At 72.0% G+C, this 14,862-nt stretch carries 11 protein-coding genes and 1 tRNA gene; 5 read left to right on the top strand and 7 right to left on the bottom strand.

Annotated elements, in window-relative coordinates; all coding sequences use genetic code 11:
- Nucleotides 1–84: 84 nt before the first annotated feature.
- From OG782_RS14530 to OG782_RS14515, 4 genes are all read right to left on the bottom strand, one after another.
- A complete protein-coding gene (locus tag OG782_RS14530) occupies nucleotides 85–663 on the bottom strand; it encodes a 50S ribosomal protein L25/general stress protein Ctc (RefSeq protein ID WP_406450983.1) in 579 nt (192 codons plus the stop codon).
- A gap of 185 nt (nucleotides 664–848) precedes the next feature.
- Nucleotides 849–1,823, bottom strand: a complete 975-nt coding sequence (locus OG782_RS14525) for a ribose-phosphate diphosphokinase (RefSeq protein WP_406450981.1) — start codon at nucleotides 1,821–1,823, stop codon at nucleotides 849–851.
- Between the two features lie 120 nt (nucleotides 1,824–1,943).
- A complete protein-coding gene (glmU, locus tag OG782_RS14520) occupies nucleotides 1,944–3,392 on the bottom strand; it encodes a bifunctional UDP-N-acetylglucosamine diphosphorylase/glucosamine-1-phosphate N-acetyltransferase GlmU (RefSeq protein ID WP_406450979.1) in 1,449 nt (482 codons plus the stop codon).
- Between the two features lie 108 nt (nucleotides 3,393–3,500).
- A tRNA-Gln gene (locus OG782_RS14515) sits at nucleotides 3,501–3,572 on the bottom strand.
- A 239-nt stretch (nucleotides 3,573–3,811) separates the two neighbouring features.
- Between OG782_RS14515 and OG782_RS14510 the strand changes: the two genes are divergently transcribed.
- Entirely contained in the window at nucleotides 3,812–5,113 is a 1,302-nt protein-coding gene (locus OG782_RS14510; RefSeq protein WP_406450977.1) for a sensor histidine kinase, read from the top strand.
- A gap of 199 nt (nucleotides 5,114–5,312) precedes the next feature.
- Here the strand turns inward: OG782_RS14510 and OG782_RS14505 are convergent, their stop codons facing one another.
- Both OG782_RS14505 and OG782_RS14500 read right to left on the bottom strand, forming a co-directional pair.
- Nucleotides 5,313–5,846, bottom strand: a complete 534-nt coding sequence (locus OG782_RS14505) for an SUKH-3 domain-containing protein (RefSeq protein WP_406450975.1) — start codon at nucleotides 5,844–5,846, stop codon at nucleotides 5,313–5,315.
- A gap of 10 nt (nucleotides 5,847–5,856) precedes the next feature.
- Nucleotides 5,857–6,390 (bottom strand): YwqJ-related putative deaminase, encoded by a 534-nt coding sequence (locus tag OG782_RS14500; RefSeq protein WP_406450973.1) that lies wholly within the window; start codon nucleotides 6,388–6,390, stop codon nucleotides 5,857–5,859.
- Nucleotides 6,391–6,694: 304 nt separating this feature from the next.
- On the opposite strand from OG782_RS14500, the gene OG782_RS14495 reads away from it, so the two are divergent.
- The 4 genes from OG782_RS14495 (at nucleotide 6,695) to OG782_RS14480 (ending at nucleotide 12,856) form a co-directional block, all read left to right on the top strand.
- Complete coding sequence (locus tag OG782_RS14495; protein WP_406450971.1) at nucleotides 6,695–7,672, top strand: SMI1/KNR4 family protein; 978 nt, start codon at nucleotides 6,695–6,697, stop codon at nucleotides 7,670–7,672.
- A gap of 5 nt (nucleotides 7,673–7,677) precedes the next feature.
- Nucleotides 7,678–10,119: an SUKH-4 family immunity protein gene (locus OG782_RS14490; protein ID WP_406450969.1), complete on the top strand. Its 2,442-nt coding sequence runs from the start codon at nucleotides 7,678–7,680 to the stop codon at nucleotides 10,117–10,119.
- Between the two features lie 193 nt (nucleotides 10,120–10,312).
- Entirely contained in the window at nucleotides 10,313–11,206 is an 894-nt protein-coding gene (locus OG782_RS14485) for a cellulose-binding protein (RefSeq protein WP_406450967.1), read from the top strand.
- Nucleotides 11,207–11,398: 192 nt separating this feature from the next.
- Nucleotides 11,399–12,856: an MFS transporter gene (locus tag OG782_RS14480; RefSeq protein WP_406459061.1), complete on the top strand. Its 1,458-nt coding sequence runs from the start codon at nucleotides 11,399–11,401 to the stop codon at nucleotides 12,854–12,856.
- A gap of 147 nt (nucleotides 12,857–13,003) precedes the next feature.
- Here OG782_RS14480 and OG782_RS14475 read toward each other — a convergent pair whose 3' ends face one another.
- Complete coding sequence (locus tag OG782_RS14475) at nucleotides 13,004–14,617, bottom strand: MDR family MFS transporter (protein WP_406450965.1); 1,614 nt, start codon at nucleotides 14,615–14,617, stop codon at nucleotides 13,004–13,006.
- Between the last annotated feature and the right edge of the window lie 245 nt (nucleotides 14,618–14,862).

The raw sequence follows: 14,862 nt of genomic DNA, 5'->3' as shown, positions 1-14,862 counted from the left end.
GGGCGGGCGGCGGAACAGGGAAACGGGGCGGCAGGCCTCCCGGAGGAGACCGCCGCCCCGTCAGTCAAGCAGGTGGGGTGAGGCTCAGGCCTCGGCGGGAGCTTCCTCCGCGGGGGCTTCCTCGACCTGAGCCGCGACGACCTGCAGCACGACGGCGTCCTCGTCACCGGCCAGCACGGAGCCCTTGGGCAGCGGGATGTCCTTGGCGAGGATCGAGTCGCCGGCGTCCAGGCCCGCGATGGAGACCGTGACGGACTCGGGGATGTGGGTGGCCTCGGCCTCGACCAGCAGGGTGTTCTGGACGTACTCGAGCAGGTTGCCGCCCGGGGCCAGCTCGCCCTCGACGTGCACCGCGATCTCGACGTTGACCTTCTCGCCGCGCTTCACGGTCAGCAGGTCGACGTGCTCGATGTTGCCCTTGAGGGCGTTGCGCTGCACGGCCTTCGGGATGACCAGCGCGTCCTTGCCGTCGATCTCGAGACCGATCAGGACGTTGGCGGTACGGAGCGCGAGCTGCAGCTCGTGGGCCGGCAGCGTGATGTGGACAGCCTCGGCGCCGTGGCCGTAGATGACGGCGGGGACGAGGTTGGCGCGACGGGTGCGGCGGGCAGCGCCCTTGCCGAACTCGGTACGGACCTCGGCGTTGAGCTTGATCTCGGCCATGACTGCACTCCTCGTAAGGTGACAAGACTACGGATGGTCACCCGGCCCACGACAGGCCTGCTACGAAGAGCGCGTCGATAACGGACCGCCGTACCTATGGGTACGGCCTCCCTCGCCGAGCAACTCGCTGAGTCTACCCGGCGGGGAGGCCGCACCCAAAGTGGATCTTCTGTGAGGCTTTTCGCCTACTGCTCCTCGAAGAGGCTCGTGACCGAACCGTCCTCGAAGACCTCGCGCACCGCACGCGCGATCGTCGGCGCGATCGAGAGCACCGTGATCTTGTCGAGCTCCAGCTCACCCGGGGTCGGCAGGGTGTCCGTGAACACGAACTCGCTGACCTTCGAGTTCTTCAGCCGGTCCGCGGCCGGGCCCGAGAGGACGCCGTGCGTCGCCGTCACTATGACGTCCTCGGCACCGTGCGCGAACAGGGCGTCCGCGGCGGCGCAGATCGTGCCACCGGTGTCGATCATGTCGTCGACCAGGACACAGACCCGGCCCTCGACGTTGCCGACGACCTCGTGGACGCTGACCTGGTTGGGCACGTCCTTGTCGCGGCGCTTGTGCACGATCGCCAGCGGGGCGTCCAGGCGGTCGCACCAGCGGTCGGCCACCCGCACGCGGCCGGCGTCCGGGGACACGATCGTGAGCTTCGAACGGTCGACCTTCGCACCGACGTAGTCGGCCAGGATCGGCAGCGCGAAGAGGTGGTCGACCGGGCCGTCGAAGAAGCCCTGGATCTGGTCCGTGTGCAGGTCGACGGTGAGGATGCGGTCCGCACCCGCCGTCTTCATCAGGTCCGCGACCAGACGGGCCGAGATCGGCTCGCGGCCACGGTGCTTCTTGTCCTGGCGGGCGTAGCCGTAGAACGGCACGATCACCGTGATGGAGCGGGCCGACGCGCGCTTCAGCGCGTCCAGCATGATCAGCTGCTCCATGATCCACTTGTTGATCGGAGCCGTGTGGCTCTGGATCAGGAAGCAGTCGGCGCCGCGGGCGGACTCCTGGAAGCGGACGTAGATCTCACCGTTGGCGAAATCGAAGGCCTTCGTCGGCACGAGGCCGACACCCAGTTGGTGTGCAACCTCCTCGGCCAGCTCGGGGTGGGCGCGGCCGGAGAAGAACATCAGTTTCTTCTCGCCGGTCGTCTTGATCCCGGTCACAGCACAGTCTCCTCAGACGTGTTCCTGGCGCTGCACGCAGATGTCCCGATGTGCAACGAGCCAGCCGAAATGGGGTGAGCATCTATCACGGTACGCCGTGCTCGACGCGCCTGATTCCGGTCAGCTTTCGCTGCCGGTGTCCTCCGTGGCGGCCTGGGCCGCCTGCGCGGCGGCACTTCCCGGACGCTTCCGGGCCACCCAACCCTCGATATTCCTTTGCTGGCCACGGGCCACGGCCAGCGAACCGGCCGGGACGTCCTTGGTGATGACCGAGCCCGCCGCGGTGTAGACGCCGTCCCCGACCGTGACGGGAGCCACAAACATATTGTCCGACCCCGTACGGCAGTGCGAGCCGATCGTCGTGTGGTGCTTGGCCACCCCGTCGTAGTTCACGAAGACGCTCGCGGCACCGATGTTGGTGTGGTCACCGATGGTCGCGTCACCCACGTACGACAGGTGGGGGACCTTCGTTCCCTCCCCGATCGTCGCGTTCTTCATCTCCACGTACGTGCCGGCCTTGGCCTTCGCGCCCAGCTTCGTGCCCGGCCGCAGATAGGCGTACGGACCGACCAGCGCGCCCGGCCCCACCTCCGCCCCGTCGGCGACGGTGTTGTCCACCCGGGCGCCCGCGTGGACGACCGTGTCCGTCAGCCGGGAGTTCGGGCCGACCTCGGCGTCCTCGCCCAGATGCGTCGCGCCCAGCAGCTGCGTACCCGGGTGCACGATCGCGTCCCGCTCGAACGTCACCGTGACGTCGATCAGCGTCGACGCCGGATCCACCACGGTCACGCCCGCCGTCATCGCCCGCTCCAGCAGCCGCTGGTTCAGCAGCCGGCGGGCCTCGGCGAGCTGCACCCGGTTGTTGATCCCGAGGATCTCCCGGTGGTCACCGGCGACCGAGGCGCCGACCCGGTGCCCGGCCTCGCGCAGGATCGACAGCACGTCGGTGAGGTACTCCTCGCCCTGGCTGTTGTCCGTACGGACCTTGCCGAGGGCGTCCGTGAGCAGCTGCCCGTCGAACGCGAACACCCCGGAGTTGATCTCCCGGATCGCGCGCTGCTCGTCGGTGGCGTCCTTGTGCTCGACGATCTCGGTGACGGCGCCGGACGCCGGGTCCCGGACGATCCGGCCGTAGCCGGTGGAGTCGGGGACCTCGGCGCTCAGCACGGTGACGGCGTTGGCGTCGGCGGTGTGGGTGGCGGCGAGCGCGGCGAGCGTCTCGCCGGACAGCAGCGGGGTGTCGCCGCAGACGACGATCACGGTGCCCTCGACGGTCCCGCCCAGCTCGTCGAGCCCGACGCGCACCGCGTTCCCGGTGCCCTTCTGCTCGGCCTGGTAGGCGGTCCGCACCTGGGCGTCCGCGGCGGCGAGGTGGGCGGTGACCTGCTCGCTCGCGTGGCCGACGACCACGACGAGGTGCTGCGGGTCCAGCTCGCGGGAGGCGGCGACGACATGTCCGACGAGCGAGCGCCCGGAGATCTCGTGCAGGACCTTGGGGGTCTTCGACTTCATGCGGGTGCCCTCACCCGCTGCGAGGACGACGACGGCTGCCGGGCGTACGGAGCTCACGGATATGCCCTTCGGCTTCGGGTGGTGGACATCCGCAGGATACCGGGGGGTGCCGAGCCGGACATGAGTGCGGGCCCCGACCGTGATGGCCGGGGCCCGCAGCAAAAGCTCCCCCACCAGGACTCGAACCCGGACAAATAGCACCAAAAGCTACTGTGCTGCCAATTACACCATGGGGGAATAAAGCCGACGAAGCCGGACATTGTGTCAGGCTGCCGGATTGGCACCCAACACTATGCCGTACCGCCGGCCCTCGGGGCGACGGTATAAGTCTGCACGGTTGTCCACGCGAACCGCCAGTCACCCGTGGCAACGCTCGCCGGTGCAGCCCTCGTTGATCCGGGAGCGTGTCACCCGCGGCACGACGGGCTGCGCAGGTCACCCGAAAATCAGGTGCGCCCGCCCGTACGCTGGACGGCATGACCGCAACGGGGGCAGACCGGGAAGCGGCGGGACCGACCACCCGCGGCTACTGGTGGTGGGAACGGCGACGGAGTGTCGCACTGGATGTGGGACTGGCGCTGGTATCGGCGCTGGAGTGTGCGCTGGAAGGGGTGGATTTCGCGGGGGACACCGGGCTGCCGGTGCCGCTGGGGGTGGTGTTCGGGCTGTTCGCGGGGGCCGTGCTGCTGGTGCGCCGGAAGTGGCCGATCGCCGTGGTGCTCGTGTCGATCGCGACGACACCGGCCGAGATGGGCTTCCTGATGGGCCTGGTCGGCCTCTACACGCTGGCCGCGTCCGACGTGCCGCGGCGGATCACCGCGGTGCTGATGAGCATGTCGCTGGTGGGGACGTTCATCGTCACGTACGTGCGGCTGCGCCAGGGCGTGAACGCCGACGCGGACTTCGGTCCCGGCGACTGGTACGTCCCGATGCTCTCCCTCTTCATGGCGGTCGGGCTCACCGCGCCGCCGGTGCTGTTCGGCCTCTACATAGGGGCACGGCGCCGGCTGATGGAGAGCCTGCGGGAGCGGGCGGACTCGCTGGAGCGGGAGCTGTCGCTGCTCGCGGACCGGGCGGAGGAGCGGGCCGAGTGGGCGCGTACGGAGGAGCGGACCCGGATCGCGCGTGAGATGCACGATGTGGTCGCCCACCGGGTGAGCCTGATGGTGGTCCATGCGGCGGCGCTTCAGGCGGTCGCGCCGAAGGATCCGGCGAAGGCGGTACGCAATGCCGCGCTGGTCGGTGACATGGGGCGGCAGGCGCTGACGGAGCTCCGCGAGATGCTCGGTGTGCTGCGTACGGGCGAGCCGATGGTCGCGCGGGTGACCAAGGTGCCGTTGGCCTCGGTCGGCCGGGCCGCGCCGGCTGCGCCGGAGGACGGGCCGCGGCTCGACGAGGTGGAGGTCCTGGTCGGGGAGTCGCGGGCGGCGGGGATGACGGTCGAGCTGTCGGTGGAGGGCGAGGCGCGCGGGTACGCGCCCCAGGTCGAGCAGACGGCGTACCGGGTGGTGCAGGAGGCCCTGACGAACGTGCACAAGCACGCGGCGGGTGCGAAGACCTGGGTGCGCCTGGCGCACCGCGACGCCGAGGTCGCGATGCAGGTGGAGAACGGTCCGTCGGACGCGGCGACGGCGGATGCGGGGTTGCCCAGCGGGGGCAACGGGCTGCTGGGGATGCGGGAGCGGGTGCTGGGGCTGGGCGGGGTCTTCGTGTCCGGCCCGACGGACGCGGGCGGGTTCCGGGTCTCGGCGGTGCTGCCGGACGCGGGCGCTGCGTAGGGCCTGCCGGACGCGGGCGGCGTAGGGCCTGCCCGAGGCGGGCGCGCTGCAAAGGACCTGCCTGGCGCGGGCGCTGCGTAGGGCCTGCCCGAGGCGGGCGCGCTGCAAAGGACCTGCCGCCTCCCGGTCGGTCCCGAGCCCTCCGGTTGGTCCCGAGCCCTCCCGGCCGTACCCGAGCCCTTCACCCGTGACGAGCCCTTCAGCCCGTGACGAGCCGTTCCGGCTGGATGCCCGTGACGAGCGTGGTCAGGGCTCCGTCGATGTCGGCTCCGAGGTACCAGTCGCCGGTGTGGTCGATGCTGTACACCCGTCCCTCGGTGTCGATCGCGAGGACGGCCTGTCCGTCCCCTTCCTCGCCCAGGGCCGCGACCTCGGTCTCCAGGGCGCGTCCCAGGTCTGCCAGGGTCCGTGCGAGGTGGAGTCCGCTCAGCGGGTCGATGCGTACCGCCGCCGGGGCGATCTGCCGGCCGGGTGCGGTAGGGGTGATGTGCAGGCCGCCGAATTCGGCCCAGGCCTCGACGGCCGCGGGGAAGACGGCGTGCTGGTGGCCGGCGGGGGAGGCGTGCGAGCGCAGGGCGTCGGCCCATTCCTCGGCCTGGCGGATGTCCCAGCGGCCGGGCTCCCAGCCGGCGGCGCGCAGGGCGGCGTCTACGGCGACGGGGAAGCGGGTGGTGGCGTGGCGGTCGCGGGCCGCCGGGCCTGCTTGTCCGGGCAGTTCGGTTCGGTCGTGCATGGGGGCGCGCTCAGCCCTTCTCGGCGGTGGTGGCCGCTCCGGCCGTGGTGAGGTCGACGGGACGTACGCCGAAGTGGGCGAGCATGACGGAGCAGGAGCGGCAGGGTGCCGCGTAGCTGCCGTGCAGGGGGTCCCCGTCCTCGCGGATGCGGCGGGTGGTGAGGCGGGCGTGCTTGAGGGAGCGGCGGGCCTCGCCGTTGGTGAGGGGTTTGCGCTGAGCTCGTTTGGAACGTGTGGTCTCGGCGGCGGTGAGGTGCCGGGAGAGCAGTATGGCTTCGGGGCAGCGCCCGGTGAAGCGTTCGCGCTGGCTGCTGGGCAGGGTGTCGAGGAAGTCCTGGACGAGGTGGTGGAGCGCGGGTGGCTGGTCGCCCTTGCCGGCGGTGCAGGTGAGTGTCTCGCCGCGGACGGACAGGGCCGCCGCGACGGCGGGCAGGATGCCGTCGCGGCGCTGTGTCAGGCGGGGGGCGTGGCCCGCTTCGGTGGTGCTCCAGCTGAGTCGTGGGTCCCCGGTCGTGACGGTGTGTGCAGAGTGTGCGGTGTGCATGGTGCTGTGTCCCTCCCGTGCCCGCAGCGGCCGCTGCCGAATGTGCACGCCCCCGGGTATGCGGGTGACAGCCTGCCAAATGTGTCGGGTCCTGTGAAAGCTGGGTCGCTGAAACGTGTCTGCGTGTCGCGCGAGAGTGGCCCGGTCGTCGCTCTTCCGTCACACGGTTGTGACGGTTGGTGACGGAAGTGGCTGGGGGGCGGAGGGGCGGGGCCCGTTCGGGTGTCACCGCATAGGCTGTGCCTGGACCGCCCCCATGGGCCGGTCGGTCCTCATCAGCCAGACGCAGCAGGGGGCAACCGCCATGACGACAGGTCGGCTCGGGCAGCAATCCGCGCCACCGAACGCGGCCTACGCCGGGCAGCTCGTGCACTTCCCGGATCCGGTCCGGGCGTCCCGCCACCCCAGAGGTGTGCGCATGGACGGCAACGGGTGTCCGGACTTCGCGCCCTACGCGCGCGCCGCCGCCGAGATCGCCGAGCCCCCGCAGGGCTTCGGTGTGGACGAGCTGCGGCTCACGGACTATGTGTCGGCGAACGCGGCGATGGCGGCCAGTGGCCACGAGTTGTGGGACACGATTCCTCCGGTGGCCACTCCGCACGGCTGGACCTGGCACCACGTGCCGGGCGGCCGGCGGATGGAGCTGGTCCCGGTCGAGGTGAAGGCGTTGTTGCGTCATCACGGCGGGCTGGCGGCGACCGCGGTCGACCAGAACAAGCGGGGTACGCGCCCGCTGCAGGAGACGCGGCCCGCGCACTTCCGGCTTCCGAAGGGGGCTGTGGCGGTGAGCGAGCAGCAGGTCCTGGGGGTCGAGGAGGATCTCGGCTACCGGCTGCCGGGTGCCTACCGTTCGTTCCTGAAGGCGGCCGGGGGTTCGGCCCCGGTGGGTGCGGCGCTCGACGCGGAGCTCGGTCTCCTGGTCGACCAGCCGTTCTTCACGGTGCGCGAGGAGGCCGCCGTGAACGATCTGGTGTACATCAACAAGTGCCTGCGGGACCACCTGACCAAGGACTACCTGGGGGTCGGTTTCGTTCAGGGCGGGATTCTCGCGGTGAAGGTCCGGGGCAACGGGATCGGTTCGGTCTGGTTCTGCGCGTACGACGACGCGAGGGATCAGGACGGCTGGACCGTTCAGGAGCGGGTGGACCGGCTGCTGTTGCCGTGCGGCGCGGACTTCGACGCTTTTCTGCAGCGCCTTGCGGGCAATCCGCCGGAGCTGGAGACGGTGGCGAACCTGATGGTGGACGGTGGCTTCGCGCAGGCCGTCCCGGTGGAGGGGTGAGCGCGGTGGTGACCTTTGCACAGGCGCAGGAGCGCGCGGACGAGTGGGTCAACGGTGACGTTGCGGCGTATCAGCACCGTGAGGTGCGGGTCCGTGAGTTCGAGCTGGGTTTCGTGGTGTGGGCCGAGGACCGTGCCGACGGTCCGGTCTCGGACGGTGGCCGGCAGCGGCTGGTGATCGCCCGGGACAGCGGTGAGGCGACGCTGTGGCCGGCGCTGCCGGTGGGTGAGGTGATCCGGCGGTACGAGGAGGAGTACGGGGCGCCCGCTGCGGCGCCGGCTGCTCCGGAGCCGCCGCAGCGCATCGACCTGAATCAGACGTCGTTCCTGTTGAGCCCGCCCGAGTGGCTCCAGGAGGCCGCGGACAAGCTCGGGATTCCGGACCGCCGTGCGGCGGGTGGCGGGCACACGCCACCGCCCGCTCCCGCTCCGGCTCCCGGTCCGATTCCCGTCGCGTACGAGCCGACGGCTTCCGACGGGGTTCCGGCGTCCTCGCTGCGGCCGCCCGTGGGGGCCACGCCGTGGGCGGGGACCGATACCAACGCGGGTTCCGACGAGGGGGAGGTGGCGATGCCGGCGACGGTGTTCGCGCCGCCGCTCTCGGGTGCGGACGACGAGGAGGCGCCGCCCCGGGTGGTGGCCGCCGATGCTCCGACCGCGCTGATGTCGGGTGGCAGCCAGCTGCCCCGGACGGCGATCGTGCCGGGCCTGAACCCGCAGGGGCCCGGCGCCCCGGCGCCGTCCGTTCCGGGTCCGCCGGTTCCCGGGCAGAACGTTCCGGGTCTGCCTGCTCCCGGGCAGGATTTTCCTCCGCCGCCGGTTCCCGGGCACAACGCCCCCGCGCCGAACCGTCCGGGTGGCCCCGGTGTTCCCGGTCCCGGTTCAGGGGACATCGCGGACGCCGCCACCAGCAAGGCCGCTGTTCCACCGCGGGGTGCGCGCGGGGGCGGTTCGACGCCTCCGCCGCCGCCCGGTGCGCCCGGTGCTCCGGGTGCCCGGCCGGGCGCTCCTGTGCCGCCGCCCTCGGGGCCGGGTGCGCCCGGGGCTCCGGCGGGCGGGTACCTGCCGACGCAGCTCGTCTCGCAGGTGGGCCCGCCCGGTGCGCCGCAGCAGCCGGGTCCGCCGGGTCCGCCGGCGCCGCCCGGTGGCGGTGTGCATCACGCGGCCACGATGTTCGCGGACCCCGGCTCGGTCGGTCCGCCGGCTCCGCAGCCGCCCGGTCCGCCCGGTCCGCCCGGTGTTCCGGGTGCGCCGCTGCCGCCCGGTCCGCCCGGGATCCCCGGTGGGCAGCAGCAGCCGCCCCCGCCTCCCGGTGCCACACCGCCGCCTCCCGGTGGCGGGGTGCATCATGCGGCGACGATGCTCGCGGGTCCGGGGCAGGTCGGTCCGCCGGGTCCGCCCGGTGCGCCGATGGGCGCTGCCCCCGGGCACACCCCGCCGCCGTCGTACGGGTATCCGCAGGCGCCGGCCGGTCAGCCGACCGTGGGTCCCGGCTACCAGGCCGTACTGCGCTACCGCGGGCCGGACGGCAGTGAGCAGCAGCTGATCCGCCGCTCGGCGCCGGGCACTCCGCACCCCGAGTGGCAGATGCTGCACGAGCTGCGGGCCATGAACGTGCCGCCGCAGCAGGTCATCGAGCTGCACACGGAGCTGGAGTCCTGTGAGCTGCCGGGTGGTTACTGCGCGCGGATGATCCGGGAGACCTGGCCGCAGGTGCGGATCACCAGCGTCGCTCCGTACGGCACCGACCATGCGAGCCGGCAGCAGGGTATGCAGCATCTGCTGACGCACCAGGGTGAGCTGCACCAGGTGGCGGACGGCCCGGCGCGGCCTGCGCCGGTGCGTGCGCCGCTGCCGCAGGCTCCGCCCGCGATGGCGGTGCCGCCGGAGGCCATCGCGGAGGAGATGCTGCAGACCTTCGGTCCGCAGGGTGTGCTGCGTTTCGACCAGCGCGCGGTGTCGCGGCAGGGTGTGCCGGAGGTTGTGGCGCGGACGCTGGTGTGGGCGGGTCTGCCTGCCGACTTCGGGCCGTTCTTCTGGGCGCAGCCGGGTCAGCCGGTGGTGCCGACCCTGGCCGAGCTGGCCGGGCAGCGGCAGGTGCAGGCGGCTGCCGACGCGGGGTCGTACCTGGTGATGGGTTCCGACTTCGGCCGGGCGATCTGTGTGCAGTACGGGACGGCGCACATTGTCGCCGTGCCGGTGGAGGCGGGTCCGGGCGGCCAGTCGGTGCCGCCGCAGTTCGTGAACACGGGGCTGCCGGAGTTCGCGCGTTCCATGGCGTTGCTGGGCCGGATGTGGCGGCTGCGGTTCGGGCTCAACCCCGAGCAGGCGGGCCGCTGGACGGTCGACTTCCAGGCGCAGCTGGTGGCGCTGGACCCGGCGGCGCTGGCGTCGCCGGAGAGCTGGTGGTCGGTGCTGCTGGAGCAGATGTGGGACGGGCTGATCTGACCGGCCGGTCTCCGCGGTATTCCTGGGCGTGGCGCCCCTTCCCCGAACGGGGAGGGGCGCCACGCCTCTTCTGTGGGCTGTGATGCCTGTCGCTTCCGTCCGGAAACCATCGAAACGATTCCGACTTCTTGGCCAATTGCCGCATCCTTGACGTATTGCTCGATGGTCGGAGAGTCGGAAAGAGGCGTCAAGGATGAGTTCTGCACCGGTGTCCGCACACGGCTTCGTCGGCGTGCGCGGTCGTGGCTACCGTCCGGAGCAGGTGGACCGCACGGTGGCCGCGCTGTCGGCGGAGCGGGACGAGGCGCAGGGCCGGGTGGCGCAGCTGGCCGGGCTGGCGGAGCGGCTGGTGGCCGAGTCGGCCCGGCTGGACGAGGCCGTTGCCGCGCTGGCGCCGCAGGACTACGCGTCGCTGGGGGAGCGGGCGCAGCGGATCCTGGCGCTCGCCGAGGGCGAGGCGGAGGCGGTCGGGTCCGCGGCTCAGGAGGAGTCGCAGGCGCTGTGGGACGAGGTGGACGCGGCGGCGCGGGCTCTGCGTGAGTCGGCGAGGGCCGATGCGGAGGCGATGCGTGCGGCCGCGGTGGGCCATGCCGAGCAGGTGCTGTCCGCCGCGGAGGGTTCGGCCGGTGAGGCGCTGGCGGCGGCCCGGGTGGAGGCGGCGCAGGTGCGCGAGGACGCGGAGGCCGCGATGGCGGCGACCCGCAGTCGTACGGCGAGTGTGCTGACGCATCAGGAGCAGGAGCACGCCGAGCGCTGGAAGGTCGCCGAGCAGCAGCTGTCGGACGCCGGGGCGGCGCAGTCGGCGCAGCACGCGGAGCTGACGGAGCGTGCCGAGGCGGGACTGGCCGGTGCGCGGCGTGCGCTGGCCGAGGCCGAGGAGGCCGCGCGGCACGGTCAGGAGGACGCCGCGGCGAAGGGTGAGGAGCTGCTGGCCGGGGCGCGGGTGCGTGAGGAGCGTGTGGTGCGGGAGACGGAGCGGATCCTGCGGGAGCACGAGGAGGGCCGCGAGGACGTGCAGGCGCACATGGCGCACGTACGCAATTCGCTTGCGGCGCTCACGGGGCGGGTGGCTCCGGCGGAGGACTGAGGGCGTCGCCCGGTTCGCCGTCGGGCAGGGGTCCTGGACGCGGCTGGGCGGGATGCGGGCGCTTCGCTCCATGAGGGCATCCTTGCGCCGCGCTATGTGCATCAGCCACATAATGTGTATGAGACATTCGGCATGTACGATGCACGTCGCAGTCCCGGTGAGCGGGACCACGACCCCAAGGAGTCCCTCCTCATGGATGCCCCCCAGCCGACCGCCAGAACGGGCGGTGTCGTCGCCACGCTGGCCTTCGCCGGCACCGTGGCGGCGGTCATGCAGACACTGGTCACGCCGCTCATCGCCGAGCTGCCGCAGCTCCTGAACACGACGTCCTCCAACGCCGCCTGGGTGATCACCGTCACCCTGCTGGTCTCGGCCGTGTGCGTACCGGTCTCCGGGCGGCTGGGCGACCTGCTGGGCAAGCGCCGGATGCTGCTCGTGTGCTCGGTGCCGCTGTTCGCCGGTTCGGTGGTGTGCGCGCTCGCCTCCTCCGTGGTCCCCATGATCGTCGGACGCGGTCTGCAGGGCATGGGTATGGGCATGGTGCCGCTGGGCATCGCGCTGCTGCGTGATGTGGTGCCGAAGGAGAAGCTGAGCTCCTCCATCGCCCTGGTCAGCGCCTCCCTCGGCATCGGCGGTGCCCTCGGCCTGCCGATCGCGTCGGCGGTCGCCCAGTACGCGAACTGGCGGGTGCTGTTCTGGGGCTCCGCCGCGCTGGCCCTCGCCATCTCCGCGCTGATCTGGTTCCTCATCCCGGACGTTCCGGCCGCCGCCAAGGGGCAGCGTTTCGACGCGCCCGGCGCCCTCGGCCTGGCCGTCGGCCTGGTCTGCCTGCTCCTCGCCGTCTCCAAGGGTGCTGAGTGGGGCTGGGCCTCCGCGACGACGACCGGCCTGTTCGGCGCCTCCGTCGTGGTGCTCGTCGGCTGGGGCTTCTGGGAACTGCGTACCAGGGACCCGCTGGTCGACCTGCGCACCACGGCCCGCCCCCGCGTGCTCATCACCAACATCGCGTCGCTCTTCGTCGGCTTCGGCATGTACGCCGGGATGCTGATCGTGCCGCAGCTGCTTCAGTTCCCCGAGGCCACCGGCTACGGCCTGGGCCAGTCGATGCTCGCGGCGGGTCTGTGGATGGCCCCGGGCGGCGTCATGATGATGATCGTCTCCCCGCTCGGCGGAAAGCTCACCGACGCCCGCGGCCCGAAGTTCACGCTGATCAGCGGCGTACTGGTGATCGCGGCGGCCTACGGCCTGGGGATCGTCCTCATGGGCTCCGCCTGGGGGCTGATGCTGTTCCTCATGGTCAGCAGCAGCGGTGTCGGCCTCGCCTACGGCGCGATGCCCGCCCTGATCATGAGCTCGGTCCCGGCGTCCGAGACGGCCGCCGCCAACGGGTTCAACACCCTCATGCGCGCGCTCGGCACCTCGATCGGCGCCGCGGTGATCGGTGCGGTCCTCTCGCAGATGACGACACAGGCGGGTGGCGTCACGTTCACCTCCGAGGCCGGGTTCCGTACCGGGCTGCTGTTCGGCTGCGGTGTCGCCCTCATCGCCGTGATGATCTCGGCGTTCATCCCGGCCGTCCGCGGGTCCGCCGCCACCGGTGAGAAGACCGGCGCCCCCGCCTCGCCGGAGGTGGCCGCGGCCAAGGGCTGACCCGGGGGCGCGCCCCCGTACGGCGACTGCCCGGTTCCCGGCCCCTGCGGGGGCTGGGAACCGGGCAGTTCCGCGTTGCCAAGCCTCGTACGCGCCCCGCCGGGAGAGGCTGCCGCGCCGAACGGCCCACGGTGACACGCCGGTTGTCTATCCCTTATGCGGCAGCGGAGCGCTCTCGGGCTCCTCGGCCAGGATCGGGAAGCGGCGGGGGGCCACGAAGACGAGCACCAGCAGGGCCACGGCGGCCGCTGCGGCGGCTCCGAGGTAGACCTGGTCGACCGCGGCGTCAACGGCCCGCCGCAGATAGTCCGTTGCCGCCGCGCTCAGCGAGCCCGGGTCGTCCAGGGCGTGCGAGACGGAGTCCAGGTCGCCGGGCAGACCGGCCACGGGTGCGTCGGCGAGCCGGGACGCGAGAACGCCGTTGGCGACGGCCCCGAACAACGCGGCGCCGATGCTCTGGCCCAGCTGCCGGCAGAAGAGCACGGAAGCCGTCGTCGTACCGCGTTCGGACCAGCCGACGGTCGACTGGACGCCCACGATCAGCGGGAGTTGGAAGAGCCCGAGCGCGGCGCCGAGCAGCAGCATGATCAGCGCGGGCTGCCACGCCTCGCCCGGGTAGGGCAGCAACGGGAAGGCGAGCAGGATCAGCAGGGCGCCGGTCATGCCGATGATCGCGGTGCGGCGGAATCCGATGCGGTTGTAGACCCGGTTGGAGAACGCCGCCGACACCGGCCAGCTCAGCGTCATCACCGACAGCACGAATCCGGCGGCGATCGGTCCGAGGCCGAGCACCGACTGCGCGTACGTGGGCAGGAAGACGGTCGGCGCGACCATCAGCAGGCCCATCGCGCCCATGGCCAGGTTGACCGAGGCGATGGTGCGCCGCCGCCACACCCAGCCGGGCAGGACGGGTTCCGCGGCCCGCCGCTCGATGAGCACGGTCAGCGCCGCGAGCACGGCGGTCGCACCCAGCAGCCCGAGCGAAGGGGCCGACAGCCAGGGCCAGGCGACCCCGCCCTGCACGAGCGCGGTCAGCAGCACCGCGCCCGTCGCGAAGACGGCGAGCGCGCCCGCCCAGTCGATACGGGAACGGGGCGCGCCGGCCGGGCGAGGCGCGCGGGAGGGCTCGTGGAGGTGACGGACGACGAGCAGCAGGGCCAGGGCCCCGATGGGCAGGTTGATCAGGAAGATCCAGCGCCAGTCCGCGTACACCGCGAGCAGCCCGCCGAGTACCGGCCCGGCCACCGCCGAGGTGGCCCAGACGGTGGACAGCCTGGCCTGGATCCTGGGCCGTTCCCTGAGCGGGTAGAGGTCAGCCGCGATGGTCTGCACCGTGCCCTGGAGCGCGCCGCCGCCGATGCCCTGGACGACCCGGAAGGCGATCAGCGCGGCCATGCTCCAGGCGGCGGCGCACAGCACCGAACCGATCAGGAACAGGATGACGCCCGCGATCAGGACCGGCTTGCGGCCGAAGGTGTCGGAGAGCTTCCCGTACACCGGCAGGGTCACGGTCACGGCCAGCAGATAGCCGGAGAAGAGCCAGGAGAAGACGGAGAAGCCGCCCAGGTCACCGACGATCTGCGGGATCGCGGTGGACACGATGGTGCCGTCGATGGCCGACAGGGCCATGCAGAGCATCAGCGCGGCGACGACCGGTCCGCGCCGGCGGGGCGCCGCGGGAGGTGCGGAGCCGGTCTTCGACCCCGATATCGCCTCTTTGCCGCCGCCCACGCCGCTCACCAGGATCCCTTCCGTATGCATGTATTTTCCGGACACTGTCTCACCTGCGGCTCCCGGTGGGCAGACGGCGTGGGTGCCGGATCTGCGCGCGGGGGCGCTCCACCCGTGGGTGTGGACCCTTGGGCGCAGTCCCCGATACGCCTCTCCACCCAGGGGCTCAGCCCCCTAGGGGTTGCTCCTTACTCCGGGCCAGGGGCCGTTCCTCCCGGCGGAGGACGTGCCCTGTCCCGCCCCCTCCGTAGCGTGGTTCACGCACCGCGATTGCG

Source organism: Streptomyces sp. NBC_00876 (assembly GCF_045207435.1).
Classification (GTDB): Bacteria; Actinomycetota; Actinomycetes; order Streptomycetales; family Streptomycetaceae; genus Streptomyces.
Note: the sequence above shows the minus strand (reverse complement) of the source record. Positions and strands in the feature narration are given on the sequence as shown.